The organism is Pseudomonas sp. ZT5P21, assembly GCF_054897785.1.
This window is the reverse complement of record NZ_CM142705.1, coordinates 1803896-1822138: the sequence shown is the minus strand read 5'-3', so window position 1 is coordinate 1822138 and position 18243 is coordinate 1803896. Positions and strand designations below refer to the sequence as shown.

Below are 18243 nucleotides of genomic sequence, written 5' to 3'. Positions count from 1 at the left end.
TTTGTGGGAGCGGGCTCTGTGTTTTTAGCCGGCTTTTTTGTCGGCCATGACTTTCGGGTAGAAGCGTTTGATTGCAAGGTCCGCGTTGTCGATCAGGGTCATGCAGGCCCACACGCCGCGTGCCGCATCACGAGCAGCGATGGCATCGGCCATGTCTTTGTGAATGGGCAGTGTGCGGCGCAATTCGTCCGGGTCAGCGGCGGAGACTTCGAAAGATACCGCCAGTAACGCGCCGAGGGCCGGGACCATTTGTTCGATGAATTGATTGTGGCTGGCGGCGAGAATGCACTCGTGAAAAAACTGGTCGGCGCGGTTGTAATCGACGCCGCTTTCCACGGCGCGTTCCAGCGCGTTATAGGCTTGGCACACCGCGTTCACCTGTTCCACGGTCGCCCGTTCACAGGCCCAGCGCACGGCCATCGGCTCGATGGTACGACGCAGGTCAAGCAGGTCGTCGACAAAGTTTTCCGGCAAACCACTGCGTGAAAGCCAGCCGACGACTTGCGGATCGAAGAGGTTCCAGCGGCGCACCGGCAATACCCGCGTGCCAACTTTCGGTCCGACTTCCAGCATGCCTTTGGCGACCAGGGTTTTGATGGCTTCGCGGATGACCGTGCGACTGACGCCGAGTTGCTCACCCAAATCGGCTTCGACTTTGAGCATTTCGCCGGGTTTCACTTGGCCGGTGGCAATCCAGCAACCCAGCCAATCGACCGTCGATGCGTGAAAGCTGCTGGACATGGGCACCTCGAAGCAGGGACGGCAAAAAGCCGTTCGCGATGGATGTCCACGCTAATCATCACATGATTGGCTGTCAATTTGATTTTTCGGAAGAATCTACAATTCCAATGTGGGAGCGAGCTTGCTCGCGATGGCGGCGTAACAGGCAACATTGATATTGAATGTTCTGCCCCCATCGCGAGCAAGCTCGCTCCCACAGTTTTATGTGTTACGGCTCAAGACCGATCGGGAAGAACACGCCGCCGCTCCACACGCCGAGCCAGCGCTGCCCGTCCATCTCACGAGTTACCGCCAGTTCCACCAATTGGTAAAACACATTGCGGTGAATCAGGGCTTCGAGATTGGTGCGCACATGCACGTAAGGCGCAGGCTCTTGTGTCACCGGATCAATCACTACGCGGATCGCATGCTCAGCACCGGCCTCGGCGGTCTCATCGACGTTAGTGGTGAAGCGCAAGACCTGGGCTTCACCCTCGCCTTCGACATCCACAGCAACTGCCACGAACGGTGCATCGTCGACTGTGATGCCGACTTTCTCGACCGGGGTGATCAGGAAATAATTATCGCCGTCGCGGCGAATGATGGTGGAGAACAGCTTGACCATCGGCTTGCGCCCGATCGGCGTGCCCAGGTAATACCAGGTGCCGTCGCGGGCGATGCGCATGTCGATGTCGCCGCAGAAGTCGGGGTTCCACAAGTGGACCGGTGGCAAGCCTTTGGTCTTGGGGATTTGCCCCAACAGGTCGTTGGCTTTTTGCGGGCCACTCATGGCGTTCTCCTCGGGTTACTGGTCGCTGAGTCCCAGCAGGCTACGCGCGTATTGCTCCAGCGGCGGGCCCATCAGGTCTTCTGGCTTTTTGTCATGGAACGTCAGTAAACCGCCACGACTCTTGATACGCGCAGTATCAATCAAATACTGGGTGCTGGTCTCGATCAACATGATCTGAATCACGCCGGTATCGATACCGAGGCGATCCACGGCTTCCTGATCGAGCCATTCGTCCGAGTTGCCGATGCGGTCATCAGACTTGGCGAAACGGGTATAGAGCAGATAATGCGCACCGGCCGCACGGGCTTCGCCCATGGCCTGGTCGAGGCCTTCCGGCGCACGCGCACGGCGAACCATCGGGAAGTATTCGATAAAGCCATCGAAGGCGACTTCTGCAATCACGTTAGGACGTGGGTAAGCCGCGCTGCCCGGCGGTGCAAAGGCGCCCTGGGCGATATAGACGAACGAGTCCGGCTGAATGCGCAGGTTGTTCACCCGGCGGCTATCGCTGTGGTCCAGCAGACCCGCGTCGCTCATGTGGTAGCGAGTCCCTTCAGCCAGATCGCTGACATTCATGCAGCCACCAAGCGCCAAAACGGCCAGCAGCAAAACCAGGCTACGCATCCTACCCTCCAGAGGCCGGTGACGGAAAACCGGCGAATGGCCATGGGATGCAGCTTCCGCGCCAGTCCCTGAGATGATGAATATTTCGAGGTTGATAATATAGATTTGTGGCGAGGGAGCTTGCTCCCACTCGGCGGCGCAGCCGTCGTAAACCCGGAAAATGTGTTGTTTTTGTTAGTTTGGGGGCCGCTTCGCGACCCAGCAGGAGCAAGCTCCCTCGCCACAGGGCCGGATCAGCCGCCGATGATTTTCATGACAGTCGCGCCACCGGAAAACGCCACTTCCTGCTTGTCGCCCAAGGCTTTCACAAGAAGGCGCTGCAACGCAGGCAATGCCTGATGGCGCGGCTTGTCCAACAGATCACCGACATAGTGGCGGTTGCTGGAAGAAAGGCAGCCATGCAACCAGCCAGTCGACGACAAGCGCAGTCGCGAGCAGGTGCGGCAGAACGGAACGCTTTCGTTGGCGATCACTCCGAAGTAGCCCTGCCCTGGAATTTCATAGCGCACGGCAGTGGCATCGACGGGTGCATCGGCCTGGAGATATTCATAGCGTTCACCGATCAGGCTCAACAACTGTTGCAGGCTGACAAACTGCTGCAGGAACGCGTTGGAGTCGCTGGCCAGGTGGCCCATGCGCATCAGCTCGATAAAGCGCAGCTCATAGCCGCGCGCCAGGCAATAATCGAGCAGCGGCATCACCTGATCGAGGTTCTGTCCGCGCAACGGCACCATGTTGACCTTGATCTTCATGCCCGCGGCGCTGGCTTGATCCATGCCGTCCAGCACGGTCGCCAGATCACCGCCGCGAGCAATGCTGCGGAATGCACCGGCATCCAGGGTATCGAGGGAAACGTTGAGGCGACGAATGCCGGCGTCGACCAGCAGGGGCAGTTTTTTCGCCAGCAGTTGACCATTGGTGGTCAGACTGATGTCTTGCAGACCCATCCGCCCGACGGCGGTCATGAAGGCTTCGAGTTTGGGGCTGACCAGCGGTTCACCGCCGGTGATACGCAAACGCTCGATGCCAGCGGCTTCGATCAGATACGCCACACCGCGTGCCATGGCTTCGGCCGACAGTTCATCCTGCGCAGCGACCAGCCGCTTGCCGTTAGGTACGCAGTAGGTACACGCGTAATTGCAGGCTGAAGTCAGACTGATTCGCAGATTGCGAAAACGCCTGCCTTGACGGTCAACGATCATGGTCACTCCGGCACAGGGAAATCGGACGGCGTAAAACTTGACTCACAAATCAAGCTTTAGCAAGTCCTATGCCTGAGTATATTCCGGAGGTACTGCGCCATGTAGCGAATCATGGCGCAATAAGGCAACTGAATGACTTAGCTGCTCGGGGTGTCGGTGTCGCGCTTGCGCTTGTTGCCCATGCGCACGCCGATGTCCATCAGGAACTGGAAGAAACCTTCCTGATCTTCCAGCACATTGCTCCAGAACGGCGAGTGATACAGCGCCACGGCCCCGTGCACCAGCGCCCAGGACGCGCAGTAATGGAAATATGGCGGCACGTCTTCGAGTTTGCCTTCGCTGATCCGGCCTTTGATCAGCAGGGTCAGATGTTCGAAGTTCGAGGCGCGGATCTTGTGCAGCTCCACGATCATCTCCGGCACCTGATTGCCCTTGACCACCTTTTCTTCGAGGCGATCGAACAACCGGTAGCGTTGCGGATCGCGCATGCGGAATTCGAAGTAGGCCCGGGACAAGGCTTCCTTGTCCTTGTCGACGTCCGCCGAATGCAACAGCTCGTTCAGATCGCGCTCGTAATCGAGCATCAGACGCAGATAGATCTCCGCCTTCGATTTGAAGTGCTTGTAAATCGTGCCTTTGCCGATACCGACGGCATCAGCAATCATCTCGACGGTGACACTGTCTTCACCTTGGTCGAGGAACAGCTTGAGCGCGGTATCGAGAATTTCTTGCTCGCGGCGACGAAACTCACGGACCTTACGAGGTTCTTTATGCATAAGAAAAGGTCTGTAGGGGTCAAAATTCGAAGCCGCGTATTATGCCTAACTTGCGCAAAAATGCACGGATCATCCGACCATATCTGTGTTTCCGGATGAATTCTGGCAGGACCGTCATTTAATGAGAACGCTTCCGAAGCGCCCGTATTCCAAAATTGTTTAAAAACCTCGACCGGTAAACTGGACTCGGCGCAATACTGATCAATACTTCAACTGTCGGCGGGGCATCTCCCCCAAGTGTCGCGACGATATTGGTACCAACGGACCGCGTACCATTGTTTTACTCCTAATGGTCTTAACCCGGATTCACCCCCCAGAACCCGGGTTTTTTTTGCCTGCGATTTAGCCTTTCACATGCGCCAGCGGGAACAGTCGCTTGAAGTTTTCCGTCGTCTGCTCGGCAAATCGCTCGTAGGACTCACCGCGCAACATCGCCAGAAACTCTGCCACTTCCCGCACATACTGCGGCAGGTTCGGTTTGCCGCGATAGGGGATCGGCGCCAGGTATGGCGAGTCGGTTTCCACTAGCAAGCGGTCAGCGGGCACCTTGCTGGCCACGTCACGCAGCGCATCGGCATTGCGGAAGGTGACAATGCCGGACAAGGAGATGTAATAACCCATGTCCAGCGCCGCTTTGGCCATGTCCCAGTCTTCAGTGAAGCAGTGCAGGACGCCGGCCTGGGGCAGCGCGGCTTCGCGCAACAGGCTCAGGGTGTCGGCCCGGGCGCCGCGGGTGTGAATGATCACCGGCTTACCGGTCTGCTGCGCGGCGTGCAGGTGCAGGCGAAACGATTCCTGCTGCAACTCCGCCGCTTCGGGTTCGTAGTGATAATCCAGGCCGGTTTCACCGATCGCGACCACACGCGGATGGTTGAGCTCCTGCAACAGCCAGTCCAACGCCGGCGCAGCACCCGGCTGCACATCCAGCGGATGCACGCCGACGGAACAGTCGACATCGTCGTAACGCTCGGCCAGGGCTTTAACGTCAGCCGCGTTATCGACACTGACGCCGATACACAGAAAGTGCCCGACCCCGCGCTGTCGAGCCGCCTCGAGCGCGGCATCCAGGGAGCCGTCGTGGGCGGCGAGGTCGAGTCGATCAAGGTGACAATGGGAATCTACGAGCATAAAAGGACTGCACTTACATCGTATGGGTGGGACGGTCGGACTTCAGGGCTCCGGCCAGATGGGTTTCGATTTGACTGCGAGCGGTGTCGTCGCCGTCGTTGAACTGCACTCCGACGCCAGCAGCGCGGTTGCCTTGAGCGCCCCTGGGGGTGATCCAGGCGACCCTGCCGGCCACCGGAATTTTTTCCGGCTCGTCCATCAGGTTCAGCAACATGAATACTTCATCGCCCAACCTGTAGTTTTTGTTGGTCGGGATAAACAGGCCACCGTTCTTGATGAATGGCATGTAGGCCGCGTACAGCACGGACTTGTCCTTGATGGTCAGGGACAAAATACCGTTGCGCGGCCCCGGGTTTACGGCGTCATTCATGCTGACCTCCACTGCTGATGTTCAGAGTCTAGCTACTTATGGCCAGGCAAAGACGCCCATTGCACCAGCAACGCTTCCAGCAACAGCACCCGATTCAGGTTGGCCTTGCTCATGACTTTCTGGCGCTGGGCGAGGATCCAGTCCTGAATGCTCAATACTTTGTCCTGAGCGGATTTCTGCGCCAGGTACTGAATCACCTTGCGCATGTCCGCCAGTCCCAACCCTTCCTCATCCTGCGTCAGCTGATAACGCAGGATCAGGCTTGACCAGTCGCAGAACCAGTCGAACAACAATAACAGCGGAATCGCGTTCCAGCCTTCGGCCAGTTGCGTCGGCGATTGCTGTTGCTTGAGCAACTTCTTCACACCGTCGACCACCAGCGCTCGCTGTTCGCGCACGCCCTGAGCCTGCAAGTTGACCGCGGCCAGCGGCGAACCGGCGGCGAGCGTCAGCAGTTCGATGCGCTCTTCGTCGGAACAATCCGGTAGCGCCTTGGCCAGCCACGCCAGACTCATGGCCTCGCCCGGCAGCGGACAGGCCTGCTGCACGCAACGGCTCTTGATGGTTGGCAACAGACGACTGGTCTGATGGCTGACCAGCAGCAGAACCGTGTCGCCGGACGGCTCTTCGAGGCTTTTGAGCAAGGCGTTGGCAGCGTTGATGTTCATCGACTCGACCGGCTCGATCAGCACCACTTTACGGCCGCCCATCTGCGAGGTCTGCACCACGAAACTGACCAGATCGCGCACCTGATCGACCTTGATCGCCTTGTCGGCTTCTTCCGGTTCCAGGATGTAGTTATCGGGATGGCTACCCGCCTTCAGCAACAGGCAGGACTTGCATTCGCCGCAGGCGTCCTGGGCTGTCGGGCGCTGGCACAGCAAACTCGCCATCAAGCGTTCGGCCAACGCGCGTTTACCGATCCCGGCCGGACCATGCAGCAGATAGGCGTGAGCATGTTGCTTGCGACCCGCCAATTGCTGCCAGAGGCTGTCCTGCCATGGATAAGCTTCAGCCACGGGTCAGCTCCAGCAGGCGGGGCAGCAAGGCGTCCAGCGACTGCTGAACCTGCGCCAGTGGCTGAGCGGCATCGACCAAAACATAACGCGCCGGATCGGCGTCAGCACGCTTGAGAAATGCTCTGCGCACCGCGTCGAAAAACGTCCGGCCTTCCAGCTCGAAGCGATCCAGGCGACCGCGAGCACTGGCGCGGGCCAGACCCACTTCCACCGGAAGATCGAAAATCAGCGTCAGGTCCGGGCGCAGATCGCCTTGAACGAACGCTTCGAGCGTCGCGATGCGCTCCAGTGACAAGCCGCGACCGCCACCCTGATAGGCATAGGTCGAATCGGTGAAGCGATCACACAACACCACCGCACCACGGGCCAGCGCAGGGCGAATCACGCCGGCCAGATGCTGGGCGCGCGCGGCAAACACCAGCAACAACTCGGTGTCCGGGTCCATCGCTTCATCGACCGGCGCCAACAGCACCTCGCGGATCCTCTCGGCCATAGGCGTGCCGCCGGGCTCGCGGGTCAGCACCACCTCGATACCGGCGGCGCGCAGGCGCTCGGCCAGGTATTCGCGATTGGTGCTCTTGCCAGCGCCTTCGGGGCCTTCCAGGGTAATAAACAAGCCAGTCACAGGCAGTCCTTAGTCAGAATCATTGCGGGCTTTGCGGCGCGGTTGCATCCGGCTCGGGCACGGGTGCAGCAGCGGGCTCTTTGGCAGGTTCTTCAACCGGTTCTTGAGTCGGCGCAATGGTCGGTTGTTGTTCCGGCTCTTGCGGTGTCACTGGCGGCAGTGCCTCGGGGGCAGTGTCGGGCGAAGCCGCCGGGATCGGCGCTGACTCATTCGTCGCTTCTGGTGCGGTGACCGGTGCCGGGCTGGAGCGATAATCGGCGCGGCGCTTGAGCTGGAATTCGCGCACTGCGTTGTTATGAGCGTCCAGATCATCTGAGAACACGTGGCTGCCATCGCCGCGGGCGACAAAATACAGACTGTTGCCGGCCACCGGATTCAACGCTGCGTGGATCGCTTCGCGGCCGACCATCGCAATCGGCGTCGGCGGCAGGCCAGAGATTACGTAAGTATTGTAAGGGGTCGCTTCCTTGAGATGCGCGCGGGTCAACTTACCGTTGTAACGATCACCCAAGCCGTAGATCACGGTCGGATCAGTCTGCAACAGCATGCCCATTTCCATGCGCCGCACGAACACGCCGGCGATCTGCCCCCGCTCCTGCGGTACGCCGGTTTCCTTTTCCACAAGCGAAGCCATGATCAGCGCTTGATAAGGTTCGGTATACGGTACGTCCGTCGAGCGCTGCGCCCACTCCTTGGCGAGTACTTCATCGAGGCGATCGTAAGCTTTTTTCAGCAGCTCGACATCCGTCATGCCCCGCACGAAGCGGTAAGTGTCCGGGAAGAATCGCCCCTCCGGAAAAATCCCGGCGTGACCGATCCTGTCCATCACTTCGCTATCACTCAAGCCATTCAGCGTTTGCTCGAGCTTTTCATCCTTGGCCAGGGCCGCACGGACCTGATGGAAATTCCAGCCTTCGACCAGCGTCAGGCTGTACTGAACCATTTCCCCGCGCTTCCACAGGTCGATCAGGCCTTCGACGGTCATGCCGGGCTGCATGCGGTATTCACCTTTGTGCAACGGTTGCCCGGCCAGGTTGAAGCGCCAATACACGCGCAACCAGAAAGCGTCCTTGATGACGCCATCGGCTTCGAGTCGATAGAAAGTGCGGGTGGGTGTCGTGCCTTTGGGCACTTCCAGCAGTTTTTCCTGGGTAATGTTCAGCGGCTGGTCCAGCGCCGAATGGATTTTCCAGGCCGAAGCGCCCAGACACAGCCCTGCCAGAACCAGGCCGGTTTCCAGCAGCAGCAAGAATTTACGTCTCACGTATCAAGCATCCAGTAGCGCACGGGCAATGGTTTGGAGTTTACGGGTGAGCGGTCCAACCGACCAGCTCAGTGCTGCATAGGCGCGCACCGGCCAAACGCCATACACGCTGTTGCAGACAAAGACTTCATCAGCCCATTGCAGCTGTTCGAGGGTGATATCGGTGATTTGCGTGGGGATACCCAACGACTCGGCCTGAAACAATAATTCCGCGCGCATCACGCCAGCGACCCCGCAGCGTTTGAGATCGGCGGTGATCAACACGCCATTGCGCACCAGGAACAGATTGCTGAACACGCCTTCGATCACGCGCCCGGCCTGATCGAGCATCAAGCCTTCGGCATGCTCAGTGTCTTGCCATTCGGAGCGGGCGATGACTTGCTCAAGACGGTTGAGATGTTTGAGCCCGGCGAGCAAGGGTTGTCTGGACAGTCGTGTGTCGCAAGGGAAGAGGCGAACGCCCTGCTCTCCATGAACCGCAGGATAAGCAGCAGGAGGATTGCCTTGCAGAATACGTCGGGCCTGGGCAGCAGGATCGGCGGCGTAACCGCGCAAGCCGTCGCCACGAGTGAGGATGAGTTTAAGCACGCCCTCACCCAGAACCGCGGCGTAGGTCAGCAGTTCGCTACGGATCAGCTCGTGATCGGCAGTGATCGCCAGGCGCGAACAGCCATCGGCCAGACGTGACAAATGCCTGTCCAGCAACAACGGCTGGCCGCCGCGCACGGCAATGGTCTCGAACAGACCATCACCGTAAGCAAGGCCGCGATCCTTCAGCGACAGAGTGTCCGCCGGCTGACCGTCGACCCAGCTGTCCATCAGCCCGCGAACCGGCGGAACACCAGCGAGCCGTTGGTACCACCAAACCCGAAGGAGTTGGACAGCACCACGTCGATGTCCATGTTGCGCGCGGTGTGCGGCACGAAATCGAGATCGCAGCCTTCGTCCGGCTCATCAAGGTTGATGGTCGGCGGCGCCACCTGGCTGTTGATTGCCAGCACACTGAAGATCGCTTCGACCGCGCCCGCCGCACCCAGCAGGTGACCGGTCATGGACTTGGTCGAACTGACCGCCAGCTTGTAGGCGTGATCACCGAACACCGATTTGATCGCGCAGGCTTCCGCGAGATCGCCCGCGGAAGTCGACGTGCCGTGGGCGTTGATGTACTGGACTTGATCGCTGTTGATCTTCGCGTCGCGCAGGGCGTTAGTGATGCAACGTGCAGCGCCTGCACCGTCCGCTGGTGGCGAAGTCATGTGGTAGGCGTCGCCACTGGTGCCGAAGCCGATCAGCTCGGCGTAGATGGTCGCGCCGCGAGCCTTGGCGTGTTCCAGCTCCTCCAGCACCAGCGCACCGGCGCCATCGGATAATACGAAACCATCACGGCCCTTGTCCCATGGACGGCTGGCGCGGGTTGGTTCGTCGTTTCGGGTCGACAGCGCGCGGGACGCGCCGAAGCCGCCCATGCCCAGACCGCAAGCGGCCATCTCGGCGCCGCCGGCAATCATCACGTCGGCTTCGTCGTACATGATGTTGCGCGCCGCCATGCCGATGCAGTGCGTACCGGTGGTACACGCGGTGGCGATGGCGTAGTTAGGTCCCTGTGCACCCAGGTGGATCGACAGGAATCCGGAAATCATATTGATGATCGAACCAGGCACGAAAAACGGAGAGATCCGGCGTGGGCCGGAATCATGCAGCGTGCGGCAGGTTTCTTCGATATTGGTCAGACCGCCAATACCCGAACCCATGGCCACGCCGATGCGTTCACGGTTGGCGTCGGTGACCTCAAGACCTGCGTTACGCACAGCCTGGAAACCGGCGGCCAGACCATACTGAATGAACAGGTCGAGCTTGCGAGCTTCCTTGACCGACAGGTATTCCTCGACATTGAAGCCCTTTACCGAGCCGCCAAAACGGGTGGAATAGGCAGAAAGGTCGGTGTGTTCGATCAGACCAATGCCACTGCGGCCAGCCAGAATGCCCTGCCAACTGCCCGGCACGTCCGTGCCCAGTGGCGACAACATACCCATACCGGTGACTACGACGCGTCTACGCGACACAGCACTCTCCTTTTTCAAATGACGACTTTGCATCAGGCCTAAAGAAAAAACCGCACGCCATGAGGCAGTGCGGTTTTTCCATGACAGCAAGCAACGATTACAAGCTATTAAGCCTGGTGGTTAGTAACGTAATCGATTGCAGCTTGTACAGTAGTGATCTTCTCAGCTTCTTCGTCAGGGATTTCGGTCTCGAATTCCTCTTCCAGAGCCATCACCAGCTCAACGGTGTCAAGGGAGTCGGCACCCAGGTCTTCTACGAAGGAAGCAGTGTTGACCACTTCTTCTTCTTTAACGCCCAGTTGCTCGGCAACGATTTTCTTGACGCGCTCTTCGATGGTGCTCATACCTTGTTTTCACTCCTAATGGACAAATTCAGGCAGCTGGCCAGTGGGTAAGTGTATAGAAAGCCTTTTCAGTTTTTCAACTGAAAGCTTCACTCCTCAAACCCGGCGACCCTCTGTGTATAAATAGATTGCAGCTTTATAACGGATTTTAGACAGCTCGTATGACATTTTTTTGAAGCAATCCGTCACATTTAACTCATGTACATCCCGCCGTTCACCGGGATTGTAGCCCCAGTAACGTAAGCCGCACCGTCGGACGCAAGAAAAGCGACCACAGACGCGATCTCTTGAGCTTGCCCCAGACGGCCCAGCGGAATTTGCGTCTGCAAGGCTTCACGCTGTGCCTCGGGCAGTTCGCGGGTCATATCGGTGTCGATGAACCCTGGGGCCACCGAGTTTACCGTAATCGAACGCGATCCGACTTCACGCGCCAAGGCACGACTGAAACCTTCCAGGCCTGCCTTGGCGGCAGCGTAGTTTACTTGGCCTGCGTTGCCCATGGCACCCACAACCGAGCCAATACTGATAATTCGTCCCCAACGGGCTTTGGTCATACCGCGCAAAACGCCCTTGGACAGGCGGAACAGACTGTTCAGGTTGGTATCGACGACGTCATGCCATTCGTCATCTTTCATGCGCATCATCAGGTTATCGCGGGTGATACCGGCATTGTTGACCAGGATCGCCGGCGCACCGAACTGCTCCTGGATGCTCGCCAGCACCGCCGCAACGGATTCGTCGCTGGTGACATTGAGTTCCAGGCCAGTGCCTTGAATACCGTTTTCCTTCAGGGTAGCGGCGATACGCTCGGCACCCGAGGCGGATGTCGCGGTACCCACAACGATGGCTCCCTGACGACCCAGCTCCAGAGCGATGGCCTGGCCGATACCGCGGCTCGCACCGGTGACCAGTGCAACTTTACCTTGCAAACTCATGCAAGCTTCTCCTGATTTCAGGCCAGCGCTGCACGGGCGGCAGCGAAGGCGTCTGGGGTATTGAGGTTGGATGTCGACACGCCTTCGGCGCAGCGTTTGTTCAGGCCGGCCAGCACTTTGCCAGGACCGCATTCGACCAACTGGGTCGCGCCCTTGGCGGCCAGCGCCTGGACCGATTCGACCCAGCGCACAGGCTTGTAGAGTTGTTCAAGCAGATCGCGCTTGAGGGTTTCGAGATCGGCCGGCACGTTCGCGCTGACGTTTTGTACCACAGGAATCTGTGGTACCTGCCAGTCGATCGCAGCGATCGACTCGGCGAAACGTTCGGCAGCCGGACGCATCAGCTCGCAGTGGGACGGTACGCTGACCGGCAACGGCATGGCGCGTTTGGCACCTCGAGCCTTGCAGCCTTCGATGGCGCGTTCGACCGCGGCCTTGGCACCGGCAATAACCACCTGACCAGGGGAGTTGAAGTTGACCGCGCTGACCACTTCGCCTTGCGCCGCTTCGGCACAGGCTGCCAGCACGTCAGCATCGTCCAGACCGAGGATGGCAGCCATGCCGCCCTGCCCGGCCGGGACCGCTTCCTGCATCAGCTTGCCCCGGGATTCTACCAGCTTCACCGCGTCGCCCAGACTCAGGCTGCCCGCAGCAACCAGTGCGCTGTATTCACCCAAGCTATGACCGGCAACGTAAGCGGGACGGGCGCCGCCTTCAGCCAGCCACAGTCGCCACAAGGCGATCGAAGCGGTCAGAATCGCCGGTTGGGTTTTATCGGTTTGATTGAGTTGCTCTTCCGGCCCTTGCTGGGTCAGTGCCCACAGGTCGTAACCGAGCGCGTCGGATGCTTCTTTGAATGTTTCGAGGACCACCGGATGTTGCGCGCCCAACTCGGCCAGCATGCCGAGGGACTGCGAACCCTGTCCTGGAAAGACGAATGCGAGGGAAGCAGACATGTAACAAGCCCCTAATGATCTTGTCGCCGGAATTGACGTCCCGCTGGGGGACGCAAGAAACTGACAGTTGGATGGCCAAATGAGCTGAGCGGTCACATTTAAGCATTGTCCGACGAAAACGCCTAAAGCAACAAATCCTCCAGACGACCGTGAATCCGTTCTGGCAGGTTTTCCTGAATCTCGATCAACGCATGCGAGATGGCACTCTGAAACCCGTGAACCCCTGCAGAACCGTGACTTTTCACCACGATTCCCTGCAAACCCAGGAAGCTTGCACCATTGTGCCGTGCGGGCGCCAGATCCGCTTGCAGGCGCTTCATCAGTGGCAGCGCCATTGCACCGACTATTTTTGATGCAAAGTTTTTTTTGAACAGAGCTTCAATGCGACCGGAGATCATGGTCGCCAACCCTTCGCTGGACTTGAGCAGGATATTGCCGACAAAGCCGTCACACACCACCACATCCGCCTCGCCCCGGTACAGACCGTCACCTTCGACAAAACCGATGTAATTGATGCCGCGAGCGCTCTGCAGCAAGGTTGCCGCCAGCTTGACCTGCTGATTGCCCTTGATGTCTTCGGTGCCGATGTTCAGCAACGCGACCCGTGGGCGAACGATGCCCAGGGTTTCCGCCGCGACCGAGCCCATCACCGCGAATTGCAGCAGATGCTCGGCACTGCAGTCGACGTTGGCACCCAGATCAAGCAACTGGCAATAGCCCTTCTGCGTCGGAATCGCAGCGACCATGGCCGGCCGGTCAATGCCCGGCAAGGTTTTGAGCACAAACCGCGACAAAGCCATCAGCGCGCCGGTATTTCCGGCGCTGACGCAGGCCTGCACTTTGCCGTCACGCAGCAACTCGAGTGCCACACGCATTGATGAATCGGGCTTGCCGCGCAAGGCCTGAGCAGGCTTTTCGTCCATGGTGATGACTTCGGATGCCGGCGCAATCGACAGGCGCGAGCGATCCACAGCCAATTGGCCGGCGATCAGTTCTTCAAGAAGGGAGGGTTGACCGACAAGGGTCAGGTGCAGCGAGGGCGTAGCATTCAAACAAGCGAGGCTGGCCTGAACAATGCTGCGGGGACCGAAGTCCCCGCCCATTGCGTCAATCGCGATAACTTGAGCGGACAAGGATTACTCGTCAGCGCCCTTGTCGATCACTTTACGACCACGGTATACGCCTTCTGGCGATACGTGGTGACGCAGGTGAACTTCACCGGTGGTTTTTTCTACAGACAGGGTGCTAGCCTCGAGAGCGTCGTGCGAACGACGCATGTCACGGGCAGAGCGGGATTTTTTGTTCTGCTGAACAGCCATAATTGATTAACTCCTAAACGTTTGGGTCACGCTTTAACTGCGCCAATACACTGAACGGGTTGGACCGCGTTACCTCGTCCTCGCTCGGTTCGGCCTCTTCGAGACCCCCCGGCTGCTGGCATTCTTCCGGATGATGAGCAGGCACAATGGGCAAGGCGAGCAAAAGCTCCTCCTCGATCAGTGACTGCAGATCCAATGGATCTTCGCCCAGTTCCAGCACGTCATAACCTTTCGGCAACGACTGGGTATTCGCACCCTCTTTCACCACAGCATAACTGCATTCGCTGTGGATCGGCAGGGTGACCAGCTCAAGACAACGCTGGCAAACCATTTTGACTTCGGTGTCGATAAAGCTGTGGATTACCACAGACTTACGTTCATCTCTTTCAAAAACGAATTTAGCCTGCACCGTACCGACAGTATCGGAAAGCGGGTCGCAGAGTCTCTCCAAATTGGCCAGCAGCAGTTCACCTTGAAGGGTGGTGCCACGGTCAGCCAATTTGCGCGGGTCAACGTGAGGTGGAATCGGGTCATTCAACATAGGCGCAGCATTATAGGGATGCACCCGCCCATGTCAAAGGAAATTCAGCCCTGTCCGTCACCTGGAAGCCTCGCTAGAATTCGCACCTGTCTTCTGGAGATGCGCATGCTGCCTTTATTACTTGCTTCAAGTTCGGTGTATCGCCGGGATTTGCTGGCCCGCTTGCAGTTGCCGTTCACCTGCAGCTCACCGGATATTAATGAAAGTCATCGCCCGGGAGAGTCCGCCATCGAGCTGGTAAAGCGCCTCGCCAAAGAAAAAGCCCAGGCCCTTGCCGGCAGCCACGCCGCACATCTGATCATCGGCTCAGATCAGGTCGCAGTGCTCGGCGACCGCATTATCGGCAAACCCCACACCTTCGAAAAGGCCCGTGAGCAGTTGCAGGCCTCAAGCGGCACCAGTGTGACCTTCCTGACCGGCCTCGCCCTGCTCAACAGCCAGACCGGACACTGCCAGGTCGACTGCGTGCCATTCACCGTACACATGCGCACACTCGACACCACGCGCATCGAACGCTACCTGCGCGCCGAACAACCCTACGACTGCGCTGGCAGCTTCAAGGCCGAAGGTTTGGGGGTGAGCCTGTTTCAAAGCACCGAAGGCCCTGACGCGACCAGTCTGATCGGCCTGCCACTGATTCGCCTGATCGACATGATGTTGAACGAAGGCGTGCAAATTCCATGAAAAGCAAAAGATCGCAGCCTTCGGCAGCTACAGGTGGACGCGAATCCATGTAACTGCCGAAGGCTGCGATCTTTTACGCAACCGGGCAACTAGCGCAGCGATGGACCGTAAAAACCCATCCACATCGCTAATTGCTCCGCCACACTGGCACCCAGTTTTTTCGAGAATCGGTCGAACGGCGACTCCTGAACGGTGAAGTCCACCAGCTCTTTCTCGCCGATCACGTCCCGCGCCACCGAACTGGCATTGCCCAGACCATCGATCAAGCCCAGCGGCAGCGCCTGCTCGCCCGACCAGACCAGACCGGAGAACAGCTCTGGATGCTCCTTGTCCTTGAGTCGATCACCACGACCTTTCTTGACGCTGTTGATGAACTGCTGGTGCGTCGTATCGAGTACGCCCTGCCAGAATCGAGTCTCTTCAGGCTTTTGCGGCTGGAACGGATCAAGGAACGACTTGTGCTCGCCAGATGTGTAGGTTCGACGCTCGACACCCAGCTTCTCCATGGTGCCGACAAACCCGTAACCTGCCGCCGTCACACCAATGGAACCCACCAGACTGGCCTTGTCGGCGTAAATCTGATCCGCCGCGCTGGCAATGTAATAAGCACCGGAAGCGCCCAGATCGGAGATCACCGCGTAAACCTTGGTGTCCGGATGCAGCGCGCGCAAACGCGCGATTTCGTCATACACGTAACCTGACTGCACCGGGCTGCCGCCCGGGCTATTGATGCGCAGGATGACACCTTTAACCTTCTCATCTTCGAAGGCTGCACGCAGGCTGCCGACGATGTTGTCAGCGCTGGCGGGTTCCTTGTCGGCGATTACGCCCGTCACGTTGATCAGCGCGGTGTAATTGCCGCTGCGGCTGGCGGCCTTTTCCATGTCCATCAGCGGCGTGAACAGGACCAGCGCGCCAAACAGATACACAAAGGTCAGCAACTTGAAGAAAATCCCCCAACGCCGCGAGCGGCGCTGTTCCTGCACGCTGGCCAGCAGGGTTTTTTCCAGAAGCTTCCAGCTCTTCTCATCACCGCTCTCTGCGCTCGCCTTGGCGGGTGCCTTCCATTCGTCGGTCATGCCATTTACCCCAGCAAAAATCTATTAGGCCTGCTGACTCAGCCAGGCATGCAATTCTGAAAAACGATCGATGGCCAGTGCCGGCTCGAACAGCTTCAGCGCGTCAATTGACTGCGCGCCGTAGCTGACCGCCACCGAATCCATGCCAGCGTTGCGCGCCATCTGCAGGTCAAAGGACGAATCGCCGACCATCAACGCCTGCTCCGGGCGAACCTCGCAGTGGGCGAGGATTTGCTCGAGCATCAACGGATGGGGCTTGCTGGCGGTTTCGTCGGCCGCGCGGGTGATGTCGAAATAATCTCCCCAACCGTGCGCCTTCAGCACGCGATCCAGCCCGCGACGCGCCTTGCCGGTCGCAACCGCCAAGTAATAACCCTCGGCGCGAAACGCCTCCATCGATTCGACCACACCGTCGAACAGAGGCGATGGCACGGCTTCCGAGGCGATGTAGTGATCTGCATAGTGCTCACGAAAAGTCACCAGTTCGTTGTCGCCGATTTCCGGATACAACGTACGAATGGCCTCCGGTAGGCCCAGCCCGATGATGCCTTTCACAGCAAAATCATCGCGCAACTGAAAGCCGGAACGCTCGGACGCGACATGCATCGCCTCGACAATCCGACCAATGGAGTCGGCGAGAGTGCCGTCCCAATCGAAAATCAGCAGCTTGTAATCAGAGGGGTGCACTCAAGCGCTCCACGGTCTTGGCCCACATTTCGTCGACCGGCGCCTGCAATTTCAACTCACTGCCATCCGGAAGCGGCACGGTCAGCATGTAGGCGTGCAAAAACAGGCGCTTGCCGCCCAGATCGCGTATTTCCTTGCTGAAACCTTCGTCGCCGTACTTGGTATCGCCCGCGATGCAATGTCCGGCGTGCAAGGTGTGAACACGGATCTGGTGAGTACGGCCGGTGATCGGCTTGGCTTCGATCAGGGTGGCAAAATCGCCGAAGCGGCGCAGGACCTTGAACACAGTCACAGACTCCTTGCCCTCCTCCTCGTCGACCTCGACCATGCGCTCGCCGGAGCGCAGATTGCTCTTGCCGAGCGACGCACGAACTTGCTTGATCGAGGCCGCCCAGTTACCGCGAACCAGCGCCATATAGCGCTTATCGACGCCATCGCCGCGCAATGCCGTGTGCAAGTGACGCAGCATGCTGCGCTTCTTGGCGATCATCAACAGGCCGGAGGTATCACGGTCGAGACGGTGAACCAGTTCGAGTTCCTTGCAATCTGGACGCAACTGACGAAAGGCTTCGATCACGCCGTAAGTCAAGCCGCTGCCACCGTGAACCGCGATGCCGCAAGGTTTGTTGATCACGATCAGCGCCTTATCCTCAAAAACAATCGAGGCTTCGAGGCGTTGCAGCAGGCCTTGGGCCAGCGGCACCGGCTCGTCACGCTCAGGCACGCGAACCGGCGGCACGCGCACGATATCGCCCGCCTGCAGCTTGTATTCGGGCTTGATCCGACCTTTGTTCACTCGCACTTCGCCCTTGCGCAAAATGCGATAAATCAGGGTCTTGGGCACGCCTTTGAGCCGGGCGAGCAGGAAATTATCAATACGTTGGCCGGCATATTCCGGCGAGACCTCAAGCAGTTGTACAGCTGGGGTCGAAGGGGCAGTAGTCGTCATGGCGCGGATGATATCAATTTTTTATGGAATTGAAGCACTTAATCATTACTGCTATAGTCGCGAACGCCGCCAAAAGCGGCCTGGACAGCGGACAAACGGTCAAAAACCGGCCCTGACCAATGCAATTCACCAGGGCGCGAGGCCGTCCTACGGGGCTTTCGCTACGTA

General features: G+C 58.8%; 22 protein-coding genes. 1 reads left to right on the top strand and 21 read right to left on the bottom strand.

Features of this window, described 5'->3' with window-relative positions:
• Nucleotides 1–24: 24 nt before the first annotated feature.
• The 18 genes from ACYZT9_RS08445 to ACYZT9_RS08360 form a co-directional block, all read right to left on the bottom strand.
• Entirely contained in the window at nucleotides 25–741 is a 717-nt protein-coding gene (locus ACYZT9_RS08445; protein WP_462009378.1) for a FadR/GntR family transcriptional regulator, read from the bottom strand.
• A gap of 208 nt (nucleotides 742–949) precedes the next feature.
• Nucleotides 950–1510, bottom strand: a complete 561-nt coding sequence (locus ACYZT9_RS08440; protein WP_462009377.1) for a DUF1285 domain-containing protein — start codon at nucleotides 1508–1510, stop codon at nucleotides 950–952.
• Nucleotides 1511–1525: 15 nt separating this feature from the next.
• Nucleotides 1526–2134, bottom strand: coding sequence for a DUF4823 domain-containing protein (locus ACYZT9_RS08435; protein WP_462009376.1), 609 nt, complete (start codon nucleotides 2132–2134; stop codon nucleotides 1526–1528).
• Nucleotides 2135–2367: 233 nt separating this feature from the next.
• A complete protein-coding gene (locus tag ACYZT9_RS08430) occupies nucleotides 2368–3336 on the bottom strand; it encodes a GTP 3',8-cyclase MoaA (RefSeq protein ID WP_462009375.1) in 969 nt (322 codons plus the stop codon).
• A gap of 137 nt (nucleotides 3337–3473) precedes the next feature.
• A complete protein-coding gene (locus tag ACYZT9_RS08425; protein WP_462009374.1) occupies nucleotides 3474–4112 on the bottom strand; it encodes a TetR/AcrR family transcriptional regulator in 639 nt (212 codons plus the stop codon).
• Nucleotides 4113–4454: 342 nt separating this feature from the next.
• The gene (locus tag ACYZT9_RS08420; protein ID WP_462009373.1) at nucleotides 4455–5240 is read right to left on the bottom strand and encodes a TatD family hydrolase; all 786 of its coding nucleotides are present in this window, start codon (nucleotides 5238–5240) and stop codon (nucleotides 4455–4457) included.
• A 13-nt stretch (nucleotides 5241–5253) separates the two neighbouring features.
• Nucleotides 5254–5610 (bottom strand): PilZ domain-containing protein, encoded by a 357-nt coding sequence (locus ACYZT9_RS08415; protein WP_462009372.1) that lies wholly within the window; start codon nucleotides 5608–5610, stop codon nucleotides 5254–5256.
• 32 nt (nucleotides 5611–5642) lie between these two features.
• Entirely contained in the window at nucleotides 5643–6629 is a 987-nt protein-coding gene (locus tag ACYZT9_RS08410) for a DNA polymerase III subunit delta' (RefSeq protein ID WP_462009371.1), read from the bottom strand.
• Nucleotides 6622–7254, bottom strand: a complete 633-nt coding sequence (gene tmk, locus ACYZT9_RS08405; RefSeq protein WP_462009370.1) for a dTMP kinase — start codon at nucleotides 7252–7254, stop codon at nucleotides 6622–6624. The genes ACYZT9_RS08410 and tmk overlap by 8 nt, the downstream gene beginning before the upstream one ends.
• 19 nt (nucleotides 7255–7273) lie before the next feature.
• The gene (gene mltG, locus ACYZT9_RS08400) at nucleotides 7274–8518 is read right to left on the bottom strand and encodes an endolytic transglycosylase MltG (RefSeq protein WP_462009369.1); all 1245 of its coding nucleotides are present in this window, start codon (nucleotides 8516–8518) and stop codon (nucleotides 7274–7276) included.
• Nucleotides 8519–8521: 3 nt separating this feature from the next.
• Complete coding sequence (pabC, locus tag ACYZT9_RS08395; RefSeq protein WP_462009368.1) at nucleotides 8522–9337, bottom strand: aminodeoxychorismate lyase; 816 nt, start codon at nucleotides 9335–9337, stop codon at nucleotides 8522–8524.
• On the bottom strand, nucleotides 9337–10581 hold the full coding sequence (gene fabF / locus ACYZT9_RS08390) for a beta-ketoacyl-ACP synthase II (RefSeq protein ID WP_462009367.1): 1245 nt from the start codon (nucleotides 10579–10581) through the stop codon (nucleotides 9337–9339). The genes pabC and fabF overlap by 1 nt, the downstream gene beginning before the upstream one ends.
• 107 nt (nucleotides 10582–10688) lie before the next feature.
• The gene (gene acpP / locus ACYZT9_RS08385) at nucleotides 10689–10925 is read right to left on the bottom strand and encodes an acyl carrier protein (RefSeq protein ID WP_003442511.1); all 237 of its coding nucleotides are present in this window, start codon (nucleotides 10923–10925) and stop codon (nucleotides 10689–10691) included.
• Between the two features lie 191 nt (nucleotides 10926–11116).
• Nucleotides 11117–11860 carry a 3-oxoacyl-ACP reductase FabG gene (fabG, locus tag ACYZT9_RS08380; protein WP_007942004.1) on the bottom strand — a complete coding sequence of 248 codons (744 nt, stop codon included), beginning with the start codon at nucleotides 11858–11860 and terminating at the stop codon, nucleotides 11117–11119.
• Nucleotides 11861–11877: 17 nt separating this feature from the next.
• Complete coding sequence (fabD, locus tag ACYZT9_RS08375; RefSeq protein ID WP_462009366.1) at nucleotides 11878–12816, bottom strand: ACP S-malonyltransferase; 939 nt, start codon at nucleotides 12814–12816, stop codon at nucleotides 11878–11880.
• Nucleotides 12817–12938: 122 nt separating this feature from the next.
• Nucleotides 12939–13949 carry a phosphate acyltransferase PlsX gene (gene plsX, locus ACYZT9_RS08370; RefSeq protein WP_462009365.1) on the bottom strand — a complete coding sequence of 337 codons (1011 nt, stop codon included), beginning with the start codon at nucleotides 13947–13949 and terminating at the stop codon, nucleotides 12939–12941.
• Between the two features lie 3 nt (nucleotides 13950–13952).
• The gene (rpmF, locus tag ACYZT9_RS08365; RefSeq protein WP_003179396.1) at nucleotides 13953–14135 is read right to left on the bottom strand and encodes a 50S ribosomal protein L32; all 183 of its coding nucleotides are present in this window, start codon (nucleotides 14133–14135) and stop codon (nucleotides 13953–13955) included.
• Between the two features lie 13 nt (nucleotides 14136–14148).
• Complete coding sequence (locus ACYZT9_RS08360) at nucleotides 14149–14676, bottom strand: YceD family protein (RefSeq protein WP_462009364.1); 528 nt, start codon at nucleotides 14674–14676, stop codon at nucleotides 14149–14151.
• A 105-nt stretch (nucleotides 14677–14781) separates the two neighbouring features.
• Here ACYZT9_RS08360 and ACYZT9_RS08355 point away from each other — a divergent pair, with 105 nt between their 5' ends.
• Nucleotides 14782–15360: a Maf family protein gene (locus tag ACYZT9_RS08355; RefSeq protein WP_462009363.1), complete on the top strand. Its 579-nt coding sequence runs from the start codon at nucleotides 14782–14784 to the stop codon at nucleotides 15358–15360.
• 89 nt (nucleotides 15361–15449) lie between these two features.
• Here the strand turns inward: ACYZT9_RS08355 and sppA are convergent, their stop codons facing one another.
• Genes sppA through rluC form a run of 3 tightly spaced genes read right to left on the bottom strand, consistent with a single transcriptional unit; the run spans nucleotide 15450 to nucleotide 18075 of the window.
• A complete protein-coding gene (sppA, locus tag ACYZT9_RS08350; RefSeq protein ID WP_462009362.1) occupies nucleotides 15450–16439 on the bottom strand; it encodes a signal peptide peptidase SppA in 990 nt (329 codons plus the stop codon).
• Between the two features lie 24 nt (nucleotides 16440–16463).
• Complete coding sequence (locus ACYZT9_RS08345) at nucleotides 16464–17126, bottom strand: HAD-IA family hydrolase (RefSeq protein WP_462009361.1); 663 nt, start codon at nucleotides 17124–17126, stop codon at nucleotides 16464–16466.
• Nucleotides 17113–18075, bottom strand: a complete 963-nt coding sequence (gene rluC, locus ACYZT9_RS08340) for a 23S rRNA pseudouridine(955/2504/2580) synthase RluC (protein ID WP_007945738.1) — start codon at nucleotides 18073–18075, stop codon at nucleotides 17113–17115. Before rluC ends, ACYZT9_RS08345 begins: the two co-directional genes overlap by 14 nt.
• Nucleotides 18076–18243 lie beyond the last annotated feature (168 nt).